The organism is Streptomyces sp. NPDC001194 (assembly GCF_042896985.1).
Classification (GTDB): Bacteria; Actinomycetota; Actinomycetes; order Streptomycetales; family Streptomycetaceae; genus Streptomyces.
This window is the reverse complement of the sequence record NZ_JBIAXU010000012.1, coordinates 40501-52892: the sequence shown is the minus strand read 5'-3', so window position 1 is coordinate 52892 and position 12392 is coordinate 40501. Positions and strand designations below refer to the sequence as shown.

The following is a 12392-nucleotide window of genomic DNA, read 5'->3' as shown; positions in this document are numbered from 1 at the left end:
GTGACGATCCGGTCTCGGATGCGGTGATCACCGTTGCTTCCGGCGCCGGCCGCCCGTTTGGCGGTCATGGAAGCAGCTTCTACGCGTCCAGTCGTGTCCCCGGATTTTTCTTTCGCAGAGCTCAGCGGCGCGTACTGGATCGACTCGGACCCCTCCCCCCACGGCACGGAGGAGTGCGCCCAGTGCACCCTCTTGCGTACGGCGGGCGGTGAGACCCCTGCGTTACGCGAGGACACGGCGGCGGACGGCGCCTGCTGCGGGGGCATCGGCTGGGCGCTGACGGCGGGTCGGCCCTTACTGGTGACCTGCGCGGCGCTCACCGTCACCGTCGCGCTCCTGACCGTGGCGCTGGGCTGAGGGAGCGGACGGTCCCGCCCGCCGCGGACCTGCGGGCTTTCCGGGAGCCGTCCCGTGCGCGTAGCGTGTTCGCATGACTACGACACCGGCTGGAGCGGGCGGGCCGACCGTGGACCGGGCCCGACCGCGGATGCAGATCCGCAACCGGCAGACCGCGGGGCTGACGTTCCGCGCGGACCAGTGGGCCGCGAAGAAGGCCGGTGCGCAGGCGACGGCCACCGTCCGGGCCTGGGGGTACGCACACCTCGACGAGCCGGATCTGGACACCGCCGTACGACGTCTCGTCCAGGCGGCGGTCGCCGACGGCGGAAAGCGGATCAGCGTCCACCTCGCCGACCAGGACCACCGCATCCTCGCCGTCGTACTCAGCCACGTCTGCGCCGCCGCCCCCGGCGAGGACGCCGTGCTCGGCGAACTCGCCGCCCTGCGCACCGTCGTGGGCTGCGGCAGCGACATCGCACCCGACGGGCGCCGGCTGTGGGCCCTGCTCGACGCCGCGCCGCGCACGCCCCGGGAACGCCGCTCCGGACCGGCGGCGGGCGACGGCGCCGACGCCTGAGGGCGGTCAGGACGGGCTTGCGGCGGCCCGGTTCGGGCGACCGGACCCCGCCCGCCTCGATCCGGACGGGCGCCGCGCGCGGCGGCGGCGGTGCAGCAGCGCGTCGAGGGAGAGCCCGGGGGCGCCCGCGAGGATCAGCGGGAGCCAGGCCACCAGGTACACGAGGTCGTTGCCGTAGTAGTACGGCGTGGTCTGCCAGCTCACGGTCAGCCACAGGCTCAGCGAGATCAGGGCGCCGCCGAGAGCGGCGATCCGCGTCAGCAGCCCGGCGAGGGCGCCCAGCCCGACCGCCAGTTCCCCCAGGGCCATGGCCATGCCGAGTGCCACCGGGCTCTGCGAGGAGAGCTCGACCAGTGCCGGGAGGGCGGCGGAATCCCGTACGGCCTCCATCTGCTGGCCGATCGAACCGTCACCGGAGGCGGACAGGAACGCCGCGTCCGTCAGCTTGTCCAGTCCGGCGTAGACGAAGGTGATGCCGAGGAAGAGGCGCAGCGGCAGGAGTGCGTACTCGGCCGCTCGCGAGCGCAGGCCGGTGGATGTCGTAGTCACACCCTGCACACGCGGGAACCCGCGTCGCGGTTCGGTCGTATTCGGTGGCGGACGCGGTGAACCACGAGCCGCCCGCCCCCGTGTTCCTGCTGAGGCTGGGGTGGCAAGGGATGCTCCGGCCCGCTTCCGGTACGAGAAGGAGATACGGCCATGGGCGACACCACGCGTCGGCGCACGGTTCTCGCGGCGGGCGCCGCGACGCTGGCAGGCACCGTCCTGAGCGGTTGCGGCAGCGACGGGGAAACCGGGGCGGCTGCCGGCTACGGAGCCGGGGACGCGGGCGGCAACGCACCCGGCACCGCACAGGGCGAACCCTCGGCGGGCGCCCCGGCCGGAGGGGGCGCCGGCGGCGGGCAGGCGCTCGCGCAGACGTCGGACATCCCGGTCGGCGGCGGCAAGGTGTTCAAGGACCAGAAGGTGGTGGTCACCCAGCCGATGGCGGGGCAGTTCAAGGCCTTCTCGGCGACGTGCACCCATCAGGGCTGCTCGGTGGCGTCGGTGAAGGACGGGAACATCGTCTGCCCGTGCCACCAGAGCCTCTTCAAGATCTCGGACGGCACGGTCGCCGGCGGGCCCGCCACGCGTCCGCTGGCCGCGGCCAAGATCGCCGTGGAGGGGGACAAGATCTCCCTCGCCTGACAGGTCGGATGCGCTGCCGGGCTCACGGGGCCCGGCAGCGCACCTGGCGCCATCGCGCGGACGGCCCCGCCGCCGGGCGACGGCGGGTGTTCGGAGGGACACTGGAGGCAGGGGGCCGATGCCGGACGAGCTGCGGCGAACGGAGGGCAGCCACCATGCTGGGAGACAGCAGGGGATTCAGCGGCTACTCGGTGGACGACATCGAAGGCGCCAAGGGCTTCTACGGCGGGACGCTCGGTCTGCGGGTGTCCGAGGAGAACGGTCTCCTGACCCTGCACCTCGCGGGGGACACCGACGTGATGCTGTACCCGAAGGACAACCACGAGCCCGCCACCTTCACCGTGTTGAACTTCCCGGTGGACGACATCGACCGGGCCGTCGACGAACTGGCCGCGCGCGGTGTGTCGTTCGAGCGGTACGAGGCGTTCGACCAGGACGCGAAGGCAATCGCCCGGGAGGCGCCCGGCCCCGCGATCGCCTGGTTCAAGGACCCGGCCGGGAACATCCTTTCCGTCCTCCAGCCGAAAGGGATGTAGCCGCCCCCGAGCTGCTCCCGGCCGCCTGACCCGCCGCCCCCGACCCGCTCGGCATGACTCGCGCCGTCACGGCTCGGCGTCGCCCGCCGTCGGTACGCACAGCACCGGGACCGGCGACAGGTGCAGGAGCTTGTGCGGGGTGGAGCCCAGCAGGGCGCCGCGGATGGGGCTGTCGCCCCAGCTGCCGACGATGATGACCCGCGCCCGGTGGCGTTGAGCGGCATCGAGCAGCGCCTGGGCCGGCTTCTCGTCGACCACCTCGACCGTCGACGGGACGCCGGCCTCGTCGGCCGCCTCGACCGCGCGGGCCAGGGCGCTGCGCCCCGCTTGGCGGACGGCCTCCCGGTGGGCCCGGTACTCCTCCCCGGCGGTGCCGGGAGCGGCGGCGCCGTAGACGAGGACGAGCGGCTCCCCGAAGGCGGTGGCGACCTCGAGCGCCACGCGCAGGGCCCGCTCCGCGCCGGGCGACTCGTCGTACCCCAGCACCACAGACATCATGGACTCCTTCGCGAATACCGGGCCGCACGGACCGTACGCACCGCACGGACGGGCGGGCGGCTACGGCTTCTTGCGGTGGACGAGCTCCGGGTCGACCACGCCCCGCCGCTCCCGCCAGAACCTGCCGTCCTGCACCCGCCAGAAGCACATGATCAGCACGCCGACCACGGCGATCCCGATCCCGATCACCAGCGGCGGCCCGAGACCGAACCAGGAGACCCCGCTGGCCGAGTTCTCCGGATTCGACATGTCGTTGACCGACTCCACCAGCAGCCAGACCAGCAGCCCCGCCCCGACCAGCGGCCCGAGGCCGATGAGCAGGAAGTTGTGCAGGTTCTCCAGCAGGTGGCGGCGGTAGTACACGGCGCAGGCCACCCCGGTCAGCGCGTAGTAGAAGGCGATGAGCAGGGAGAGCGCCGTGAGCGAGTCCAGGAGGGCGTTCTCGCTGATCTGGTTCACGGCCAGGTACCAGGCGATGGCGATGCCGGCGACCCACCACGTGCTCACGTCCGGGGTCCGGAACCGCGGCTGGATGTGCGCGAGCCGGTGCGGCAGCGCGTGGCGGCGGGCCATGGACAGGGCGGTGCGGGAGGCCGGGATGATCGTGGTCTGGGTGGAGGCGAGCGCGGACGTGCAGACGGCCAGGAGCACCATCCAGTCCCAGCCGCCCATCACCTCGTGCGCGAGGACGGCGAAGATGGCCTCCTCCTCGCCCGCGTTCTCGGCGAGGAAGGCGGTCCCCGCGTAGCCGACGATCGCGAAGCCCACGGAGAGGTAGGTCACCAGCAGGACCACGGTGGACCAGATGCCCGCCTTGCCGGGAGCGGTGGCGGAGTCCTGCACCTCCTCGGTGAGGTTCACCGCGGACTCCCACCCCCAGTAGATGAACACGCCGAGCAGCAGCCCGCCCGTGAGGGCGGCGCCGCCGGCTCCGAAGGGGTTGAGCCAGCCGAGGGACGGCTCGATGGAGTCGAGGGTGCTGGTCCCGGCGTAGATGCGGTAGAAGGCCACCACGGAGAAGACCAGCAGGAAGAGCACCTGGGCGAGGATGAGGATGTCCTGGAGGTGGGCGGAGAGTTCGGTGCCGATGACGCAGACGGCCGTCATGGCGAGGATCACCAGGACGGCGAGGGTCTGCCGGATGACCGGGTTGGCGGCCCAGCCGTCGAGGCCGGCGGCGAGGAGGCCGAAGTTCACGGCGACGTCGGCCAGCGAGCCGATGACCAGGACCCCGGTCATCGTGATCGCCCATCCGCCGAGCCAGCCGGCCCAGGGGCCCATGGCCCGCGTCACCCACGAGAAGGTCGTACCGCAGTCCTGGTCGACCTTGTTGAGGTAGTAGAAGGCGGCGGCGATCAGCAGCATCGGGACGAACGACGCCAGCATCACGCCCGGCGCGTAGATCCCGGCCAGCGCCACGATCGGCCCGATGACGGCGGCCAGCGAATAGGCGGGCGAGGTGGAGTTCAGGCCGATGACGAGCGCGTCGAGGAACCCGATCGCGTTGTGTTTGAGCTCCGCGTCCGGGATTTCGCCACCCGTTGCTCCGCCGGCGCTGTCCTGGGCCATGTAGGCATCGTCATGCACCCGGCGGCGCCGCGCGAGGCGCGTGGTCTGTCCGGGGGGCCGGGACGGTGGGGCCCGCCGTACGACGCGCGGCCCGGACCCCCGCGAGGGGATCCGGGCCGGACACGGCTTGCCGTGCGGCCGGGATGCGGCCGCGAACCGGCGGTGGGTCAGTTCGTCTGGTAGACGCCGAAGATGTCGACGACCAGGTCGATGTTGTCCCAGCCGCGGTTCCAGAAGTCGACGATGCCGTTGTAGCCCATGCCCGCCTGGACCAGGTTCGGGACGGTCTCGCCCCGCTTCCAGTTCAGGTTGGAGGAGTTGGGCGGCGTCGGCCAGGTCGCCCAGTCGTTGTCGTAGGCGCTCAGCGAGTTCGGGTCCGGGGACACCGTGAGGTAGCCGTCGCCGCGCGTGTTGGTGACCGTCGTGTTCAGCACGTACGCCGTGTTCTGCGGACGCGAGCTGGACAGCGGCATGTAGATGTAGCCCTGGCCCTCCAGCTGGCCGTACGGCCAGTCCGCGGGGTCACGGGTGTCGAGAATGCGCTCCGGCAGGAACGGCAGGTAGGCGCCCTGGCCGTCCGTGCTGTAGTAGCCGACCACGTCGACGATGACGTCGGCGCCCTTCCAGGCGCCGTTGCGGATCTTGATCGAGCCGTCGGCGCCGACCGGCACGATGACCGAGTTGGCGACGGTCTGGCCACCGCGGAAGTTCAGGTTGGACGTGGTGGGGGCCGCGCCGCCGCTCGGGTAGACGGTCAGGTGGCCGTCCTCGCGCGGGTTGGTGACGGTCACGTTCAGCGCGACGGCGGTGGCGCCGTAAGGGATGCCGCCCTTGCCCGTCATCTGGACGCCGATGGTGCCCTGGCCGGCGACCTGGCTCTTGGGGGCGCCCAGGCCTTCGCGGGTGTCGACGAAGCGCGAGGGGTTCAGCGAGGTGTAGCCGCTGGAGGAGGTGCGGGTGAAGTAGCCGGTGACGTCGGCGATGAGGTCGACCGGCTCCCAGCCGCCGTTGTACAGGTCGACGTAGCCGTTCTTGTTGACCGGCACGATCACGAGGTTCGGGACGGTCTGGCCGGCCGAGAAGTTGACGTTCGAGGTGGTCGGACGCTCGCTGCCCTCGGGGAAGACCGTGACGTGGCCGCCGCTGGTGGTGTTGGTGGCGGTGACGTTGAGCACCACGGCCGTGACACCGGCGGGGATCGCGCCGTTGCCGGAGATCTTGACCCGGGCGGTGGCGTAGGGGGCGACCTTCCCCTTCGTCGCACCCGTGCCGTCCCGGGTGTCCAGGAGGCGGGTGGGCGCGTACGGGGTGAAGTCGGAGCCCGGCGTCACGACGGCCAGCTCGTTGGTGCCCCGCACACCCGAACCGTCGGACAGGGTGACCTTGATCGTGTACGAGCCGATCTCCGCGTACGAGTGCGTCTCGGTCGCGTTGGTCGGCCCGTTGGCACCGAAGGTGACGCTGGTGCCGTCGCCCCAGGCGACGTTGACCGACAGTGCGGTGCCCGGGTCGCTGACGACCGAGAGGTCCAGGCTGATGCCGCGGGCGCTGGTGCCCTTGGCGGCCAGGCCGACCGTCGGCTCCGCGGCGGCGCTGCCCTCGGCCTGCGCGGTGGCGCCGGCCTTGCCGTTGCCCTTGGCGGCGGACGGGGTGTGCACCGTGCGCTCGGCGGGGCTCTTGACGGTGGTGAAGTTCGGCGCCGCGACCTTGTTCAGGTCCACGTCGGGTGCGGAGACCCCGTGCGGGCCCGACGCTCCCGGCGTGGCCGGAGCGGCCTGGGCCACCGCCGGTATGAGACCCACACTGGCTGCCACGACGGCAGCGGACATTACGAGTCGGCGATTGCGCACCGGCCCCCCCATTGTCGGTAAACGCTTGAACAGGTTCGAAAGCGTGCTCAGAGTACACAGCCGCAGGACGTCGACGAGCGGGGTCCCCCCTCGGATCGTCACCCGCCGCCTGCCGCCGGAAGAGCGCGTTGAGATGCTCGCCGCGATCACCCGGAAAATCAAGGAAATAACGCCGGCTCACGGATCGGCCCGCGCACCGCGAGGGGGCACGGGCCGCTCCGTGAGCCGTGTGCTCACTGGCAGACGAGGGTGAAGGTGAGCTGGTCCGACACGGCGCCCGTGGAGTCCGCGAGGGTGACCGTCACCTTGGGGGCCGGGTCGTTGGCCGCCGCGCGTACGGGCGACTTCACGCTGAACGGAGCGGCCGGGACGCCGGGGGCGGTGAAGTTCACGGAGGGGGCGGAGCGCTTGCCCGGCCCCGACCAGACGTACGTGACTTCGCCGGATCCCGTTCCGGTCAGCTTGCCCTCGAACTTGACGCTCTGGGGCTGGCTGCAGTCGACCTTCGGCGTGGCGGTCGACGCAGTCGTGATGTCCACGTCGGTGACGCGGGCCTTCGCCGTCGCGGGGACCCTTGCCGGCTTCGCGCAGTTGATCGTCTGGCTGTGGTTCTTCCCGCCGGTCCTGACCGTGTACGTGCCCTTCTTGACGTCCTGCTCGGTGAAGGACCCCTGCTTGTTGATGGCGGCCTTGAAGCTCTCCGGTCCGGAGACCTGCACCTGTGATCCCGGTTTGAATCCGGCGAGCGAGAGGTCGAACTCGACCGGATCCGTGCCTGCGGCCACTTCCAGCTTGCAGGACGCCGCCTGGGGGGCCGCGCCGAGGGCGGCGGGCGCCCCGGCCACGGGCGAGGCCTGCGCGGCCATCGTCGACGGCAGGGCAACGGAGCAGGCCAGGAGCGGGGTGAGGAGTGCGTAGCGAACATGCCGATTCATGCGTTCCCTCCTTGCCGGGAAAGCATTGATGGGGCGGACCGTGAACGAGGGGCGCGGCAGCGGACACGCGGCGCGGCAAGGGTCCGTTTTCAGGCTAGCCCCGCCCCCGTGGAACGGCACGCCGAGCCGCTCAGGCGTCCTCGCGGGCCAGCGGATCCGTGATGCCGCCCGGGGAGGCGAGGTATTCGACGTCCCAGCCGGCCAGGGCGGCCGCGGAGCCGTACAGGGACCCGAAGAAGCCGAGCACGGTCTCCCGGGGGTTCACGCCCGCGCGGACGTCGTCGTAGTCGAGCGTGGCCAGACGGCCGGTGCCCTGCTCGACCCAGCGCGCGGCCGCCGGCCGCAACGGCTGCCCGGCCAGGCCCGCCGGCTCCGGCGCGGCGTAGGTGTAGAAGGCCGGCCGGGGGTGGTCCTCGTCGCCGAACCAGAAGCCGCAGCTGACGACCTCGCGGGAATAGGCCTCCCGGGTCACCGGGTCGACTTCCGCCCCGAGCTCGACGGAGCGGTCCGAGAACCGGGTGACGGCGAGGTCGTACGAGTGCCAGAACAGGTGCACCGGGCTGACCTTCCCGGAGAAGCCGGAAGCGAACTCCTCCAGCAGCAGATCGACCTGGCTGAGCACCTGCCAGTGCCGGTTGACCCATTCAGGGTCGTAGGAGGTGTGCTCGGTGTCCTCGGCGAACGGCCGGTGGGCGTCGGGCAGCCTGTACGGACGGGGGTGGGGGAGGGTCACCGACACGCCGATCCGGCGCAGGGCGGCGAACACCTCGCGGTGGAACGAGGCCACCGACTGCCCGAGGAGCGGGAAGGAGGTGGTCGAGCCGTCGAGGCAGGACACGGTCAGCCAGTGGTCGACGAAATCGAAGTCGATCGTGAAGACCGGATTGCCGTCGACGCCCCCCATCGGCCGGGTCGTGATACCCCGCCCCGTGACATGGAAGGCGACGTTCCACCAGTGGTTGCGCCGTACGCTGCTCGCCAGCCGGATCTTGCCGACGATCTGCGCGAACCGGTGCAGCGTCTCCTTGGAATCTCGCCACTGCGACAGTGGAATCGCCGGGAACAGGTCCACCGGGCATCCTCCGGCTCGTTGCGCCGCGCCTCACGGCTCGTACACCGACATCTTGACCCACCCGGCCTCCGGCCCCGGCGCGACCTGCGGACGGCCGACGAACCGTCAGCCGTGCGCTCCGGTCGGGGCGAGGAGGGCGAGGAGGGCGGGGCCCGCCTCCAGCAGGGCCCGGGAGCGCGCCGCGATGCCCGCCTCCCGGGCGGCCAGCGCCGCCTCGAGGGTCGCCGCACCGTGACGTCCGCTCCGCAGATCGGGCATCAGCCTGCGGAGCGCCTCGATCCGGTACCCGGCACCGCGCAGCTGGTGGACGATGCGGGCGTCACGGACCTGGGCGGGTGCGTAGCGCCGGATGCCGTCCCGCCGGTCGGGGACCACGAGCCCCTCCGCGTCCCAGTGCCGCAGGGTCGAGGCGCGTACGCCGAGGGCCGCGGCGAGCTCGGAGACGCCCATCGCGTCCGCGGGGCGTACCCCCGCCATCGGCTCGGCCGCGATCGCCGCCGCGGCCTCCTTCGCGAGCGCCAGCTCCGTACGCTCCCGGTCGAGCCGGGCGTGCACCGCGTCGAGCCGTGCCAACAGCCGGGCGGCGGGTGCCTCATGAGCCGCGCGGACGATGTCCTTGGCCTCCACCGGGCCCGTACCGCCCGCCAGGGCCCGGTAGGCCAGAGCGGAGTTCAGATGGACCTCCGTGTAGACCCGGTACCCCGAGGCGGTGCGCGCCGCGGGCGGCAGCACGCCGTCGCGTTCGAGGTTGCGGATCTGCTGGACCGAGTACCCGCAGCGCCGTGCGACATCGACCGTCCGCATCGGACCCGATTCGAGGGTTGGCATCCGTCCCTCCCCTGCATCCGGGGCATCTTGAGGCTGAAAGCCTCCACAACCACTTCAATGAAACGCTTGCAGACATGACCGTCGACGAGATCATCGGATTCGCGGGCTCCCTCGACGGGGTCCTGACCCTCCGACCGGCACCCGGCGACGGATCGCCCGAGATCAGCTGGGGGGACACGTTCTTCTACCACTCGCCGGACGGCACCGTTCCCACCGCCGCCCAGCCCTTCGCGACCATCGTGACGAAGGACCATCCCGGCGAGGCGTCCTGGCGGCTCGACCGGCCCGACGCGTTCCGTGTCAACGTCGCGGCCGGCAGGGAGGAGTTCGTCCGCCGGACGGGCCGTACACCGCAGGACCCGGCCGCCGGCGACGAGGACCACGGCGTCGCCGACACGGTCATGGCGCACCCCGTCTACGGCTCCGCCGGCTGGCTCGCCGTGGTGAACCCCGGCCCGCGGACGGATGACACCCTCCGTGAACTGCTGCGCCACGCCCACGGCCTGGCGCGTGCGCGCCACGAGCGGCGCCGGGCCCGGTAGCCGCGTCACGACCCGCACGCAAGACGTCCGGGCCGCCGGCCGGCCGATGAAACGGCTGCCCGGCGGCCCGGACGTCGGGATCAGAGCGTTCAGACGAGGTCGAACCGGTCCAGGTCCATGACCTTGGCCCACGCGGAGACGAAGTCCTTCACGAACTTCTCCTTCGCGTCATCGCTCGCGTAGACCTCCGCGAGCGCACGCAGCTCGGAGTTCGACCCGAAGACGAGGTCCGCCCGGGTGCCGGTCCACTTCACCTCGCCCGTGGTGGCGTCGCGGCCCTCGAACGTGTTCCCGTCCTCGGCCGTCGCCTTCCACGTCGTACCCAGGTCGAGCAGGTTGGCGAAGAAGTCGTTCGTCAGCGACTCGGGGGTCGTGGTGAACACGCCGTGCGAGGACCGCTGGTGGTTCGCGCCCAGGACGCGGAGTCCGCCGACGAGGACCGTCATCTCGGGGGCGCTCAGCGTCAGCAGGTTCGCACGGTCGACCAGCAGGTATTCGGCGGGCAGCCGGTTGCCCTTCCCGAGGTGGTTGCGGAATCCGTCGGCGACCGGCTCGAGCGCGGCGAAGGACTCCACGTCCGTCTGTTCCTGAGTGGCGTCCACACGGCCCGGGGTGAAGGGCACCTCGACCTCGAAGCCGGCGCTCTTGGCGGCCTGTTCGACGGCCGCGCCGCCGGCGAGGACGATCAGGTCGGCGATCGAGACCTGCTTGCCGTCGCTCTGCGCCGCGTTGAAGGACTGCCGGATGCCCTCCAGCGTACGGAGCACCGTCGCGAGCTGGTCGGGGTCGTTGACCTCCCAGCCGGCCTGCGGCTGGAGGCGGATGCGCGCGCCGTTGGCGCCGCCGCGCTTGTCGCTGCCGCGGAAGGACGAGGCCGAGGCCCACGCGACGGAGACGAGCTCGGAGACCGACAGGTCCGAGGCGAGGACCCGGCTCTTCAGAGCCGCGATGTCCTCGGCGTCGACCAGCGCGTGCGTCACGGCGGGGAGCGGGTCCTGCCACAGGAGCGTCTCGGAGGGGACCTCCGGGCCGAGGTAGCGCACGACCGGGCCCATGTCGCGGTGGGTCAGCTTGAACCAGGCGCGGGCGAAGGCGTCCGCGAAATCGGCCGGGTTCTCCAGGAAGCGCCGCGAGATCTGCTCGTAGGCCGGGTCCACGCGGAGCGAGAGGTCGGTCGTCAGCATCGTCGGCGCGTGGGTCTTCGACGCGTCGTGCGCGTCGGGGACGGTGCCGGCCCCGGCACCCTCCTTCGGCCGCCACTGGTGGGCGCCGGCGGGGCTCTCGAACAGCTCCCACTCGTACCCGAACAGGATCTGGAAGAAGCTGTTGTCCCAGGCGGTCGGGGTGTCGGTCCAGATGCCCTCGAGGCCGCTGGTGATCGCGTCGGCGCCCTTGCCGGTGCCGAAGCTGTTGCTCCAGCCGAGGCCCTGCAGCTCGATCGGAGCGCCCTCGGGGTCGGCGCCGACGTTGTCCGCCGGGCCCGCGCCGTGGGTCTTGCCGAAGGTGTGGCCGCCCGCGATCAGGGCGACGGTCTCCTCGTCGTTCATCGCCATCCGGCGGAACGTCTCGCGGATGTCGCGGGCCGCGGCGAGCGGGTCCGGGTTGCCGTTCGGACCCTCCGGGTTGACGTAGATGAGGCCCATCTGGACCGCGCCGAGGGGGCTCTCCAGCTCACGCTCGCCCGTGTAGCGCTCATCGCCGAGCCAGGTGGTCTCGGGGCCCCAGTACACGTCCTCGTCGGGCTCCCAGACGTCCGCGCGGCCGCCGGCGAAGCCGAACGTCTCGAAGCCCATGGACTCCAGTGCCACGTTGCCGGTGAGGATCATGAGGTCGGCCCAGGAGATGCTCCGGCCGTACTTCTTCTTGACGGGCCACAGCAGCCGGCGGGCCTTGTCCAGGTTCCCGTTGTCCGGCCAGCTGTTGAGGGGGGCGAAGCGCTGCTGGCCGGCGCCCGCGCCGCCGCGGCCGTCGCTGATCCGGTACGTGCCGGCGCTGTGCCAGGCCATGCGGATCATGAACGGGCCGTAGTGGCCGAAGTCGGCGGGCCACCAGTCCTGCGATGTCGTCAGCACCTCGGCTATGTCCCGCTTCACGGCGGGGAGGTCGAGGGTCTTGAACGCCTCGGCGTAGTCGAACTCCTCACCCATGGGGTTGGCCACGGCGGGGTTCTTGGCGAGGATCTTGAGGTTGAGCCGCTCGGGCCACCACTGGCGGTTGCCGCCGCCCTGCGTCGGGTGCGCGGCGCGCCCGTGCGCGACGGGACACCCGCCTGCGGCCTCCGTGTTCGCTTCTACGGAGTGTGCATCGTGCTTCTCGGACATGGGAATCCTTCCAAACCGGGCGGATCGCGCTGCTGAGGAAAGGGGGAGCGACGGAAGCGTTGTACGGGCGTGGCTCGGTGAGGCTTGGCTGCCGACCGAACCGATCCTACGATGGACGCAATCCAAGTCAAGAAGAG

General features: G+C 71.6%; 13 protein-coding genes. 5 read left to right on the top strand and 8 right to left on the bottom strand.

Annotated elements, in window-relative coordinates; all coding sequences use genetic code 11:
• Positions 1-93 precede the first annotated feature (93 nt).
• Together ACFY1T_RS22890 and ACFY1T_RS22885 are read left to right on the top strand one after the other, a co-directional pair.
• Positions 94-357, top strand: coding sequence for a hypothetical protein (locus ACFY1T_RS22890; RefSeq protein WP_390789790.1), 264 nt, complete (start codon positions 94-96; stop codon positions 355-357).
• A 73-nt stretch (positions 358-430) separates the two neighbouring features.
• Positions 431-916, top strand: coding sequence for a hypothetical protein (locus tag ACFY1T_RS22885; protein ID WP_390789789.1), 486 nt, complete (start codon positions 431-433; stop codon positions 914-916).
• A 6-nt stretch (positions 917-922) separates the two neighbouring features.
• Here ACFY1T_RS22885 and ACFY1T_RS22880 read toward each other — a convergent pair whose 3' ends face one another.
• Positions 923-1465 (bottom strand): DoxX family protein, encoded by a 543-nt coding sequence (locus tag ACFY1T_RS22880; protein ID WP_390789788.1) that lies wholly within the window; start codon positions 1463-1465, stop codon positions 923-925.
• 150 nt (positions 1466-1615) lie between these two features.
• On the opposite strand from ACFY1T_RS22880, the gene ACFY1T_RS22875 reads away from it, so the two are divergent.
• Entirely contained in the window at positions 1616-2104 is a 489-nt protein-coding gene (locus ACFY1T_RS22875; RefSeq protein WP_390789787.1) for a Rieske (2Fe-2S) protein, read from the top strand.
• Between the two features lie 155 nt (positions 2105-2259).
• Positions 2260-2640 carry a VOC family protein gene (locus ACFY1T_RS22870; protein WP_390789786.1) on the top strand — a complete coding sequence of 127 codons (381 nt, stop codon included), beginning with the start codon at positions 2260-2262 and terminating at the stop codon, positions 2638-2640.
• A 66-nt stretch (positions 2641-2706) separates the two neighbouring features.
• Here the strand turns inward: ACFY1T_RS22870 and ACFY1T_RS22865 are convergent, their stop codons facing one another.
• From ACFY1T_RS22865 to ACFY1T_RS22840, 6 genes are all read right to left on the bottom strand, one after another.
• A complete protein-coding gene (locus ACFY1T_RS22865) occupies positions 2707-3135 on the bottom strand; it encodes a universal stress protein (protein WP_390789930.1) in 429 nt (142 codons plus the stop codon).
• Positions 3136-3198: 63 nt separating this feature from the next.
• Positions 3199-4707 carry an APC family permease gene (locus ACFY1T_RS22860; RefSeq protein ID WP_390789785.1) on the bottom strand — a complete coding sequence of 503 codons (1509 nt, stop codon included), beginning with the start codon at positions 4705-4707 and terminating at the stop codon, positions 3199-3201.
• Between the two features lie 167 nt (positions 4708-4874).
• A complete protein-coding gene (locus ACFY1T_RS22855; RefSeq protein WP_390789784.1) occupies positions 4875-6521 on the bottom strand; it encodes a PKD domain-containing protein in 1647 nt (548 codons plus the stop codon).
• 269 nt (positions 6522-6790) lie between these two features.
• Complete coding sequence (locus tag ACFY1T_RS22850; protein WP_390789783.1) at positions 6791-7492, bottom strand: hypothetical protein; 702 nt, start codon at positions 7490-7492, stop codon at positions 6791-6793.
• Positions 7493-7622: 130 nt separating this feature from the next.
• On the bottom strand, positions 7623-8564 hold the full coding sequence (locus ACFY1T_RS22845; protein ID WP_390789782.1) for a DUF5996 family protein: 942 nt from the start codon (positions 8562-8564) through the stop codon (positions 7623-7625).
• A gap of 105 nt (positions 8565-8669) precedes the next feature.
• Positions 8670-9392: a MerR family transcriptional regulator gene (locus ACFY1T_RS22840; protein ID WP_390789781.1), complete on the bottom strand. Its 723-nt coding sequence runs from the start codon at positions 9390-9392 to the stop codon at positions 8670-8672.
• A 74-nt stretch (positions 9393-9466) separates the two neighbouring features.
• On the opposite strand from ACFY1T_RS22840, the gene ACFY1T_RS22835 reads away from it, so the two are divergent.
• Positions 9467-9934 (top strand): DUF6194 family protein, encoded by a 468-nt coding sequence (locus ACFY1T_RS22835; RefSeq protein ID WP_390789780.1) that lies wholly within the window; start codon positions 9467-9469, stop codon positions 9932-9934.
• Between the two features lie 89 nt (positions 9935-10023).
• Here the strand turns inward: ACFY1T_RS22835 and katG are convergent, their stop codons facing one another.
• On the bottom strand, positions 10024-12255 hold the full coding sequence (gene katG / locus ACFY1T_RS22830; protein WP_390789779.1) for a catalase/peroxidase HPI: 2232 nt from the start codon (positions 12253-12255) through the stop codon (positions 10024-10026).
• Positions 12256-12392: the final 137 nt, after the last annotated feature.

Bases quoted from the DNA above. Each gene is read 5' to 3' on its own strand.
- ACFY1T_RS22885 (WP_390789789.1), top strand. From the start codon at position 431: ATGACTACGACACCGGCTGGAGCGGGCGGGCCGACCGTGGACCGGGCC.
- ACFY1T_RS22875 (WP_390789787.1), top strand. From the start codon at position 1,616: ATGGGCGACACCACGCGTCGGCGCACGGTTCTCGCGGCGGGCGCCGCG.
- ACFY1T_RS22870 (WP_390789786.1), top strand. From the start codon at position 2,260: ATGCTGGGAGACAGCAGGGGATTCAGCGGCTACTCGGTGGACGACATC.
- ACFY1T_RS22865 (WP_390789930.1), bottom strand. From the start codon at position 3,135: ATGTCTGTGGTGCTGGGGTACGACGAGTCGCCCGGCGCGGAGCGGGCC.
- ACFY1T_RS22860 (WP_390789785.1), bottom strand. From the start codon at position 4,707: ATGGCCCAGGACAGCGCCGGCGGAGCAACGGGTGGCGAAATCCCGGAC.
- ACFY1T_RS22850 (WP_390789783.1), bottom strand. From the start codon at position 7,492: ATGAATCGGCATGTTCGCTACGCACTCCTCACCCCGCTCCTGGCCTGC.
- ACFY1T_RS22840 (WP_390789781.1), bottom strand. From the start codon at position 9,392: ATGCCAACCCTCGAATCGGGTCCGATGCGGACGGTCGATGTCGCACGG.
- ACFY1T_RS22835 (WP_390789780.1), top strand. From the start codon at position 9,467: ATGACCGTCGACGAGATCATCGGATTCGCGGGCTCCCTCGACGGGGTC.
- katG (WP_390789779.1), bottom strand. From the start codon at position 12,255: ATGTCCGAGAAGCACGATGCACACTCCGTAGAAGCGAACACGGAGGCC.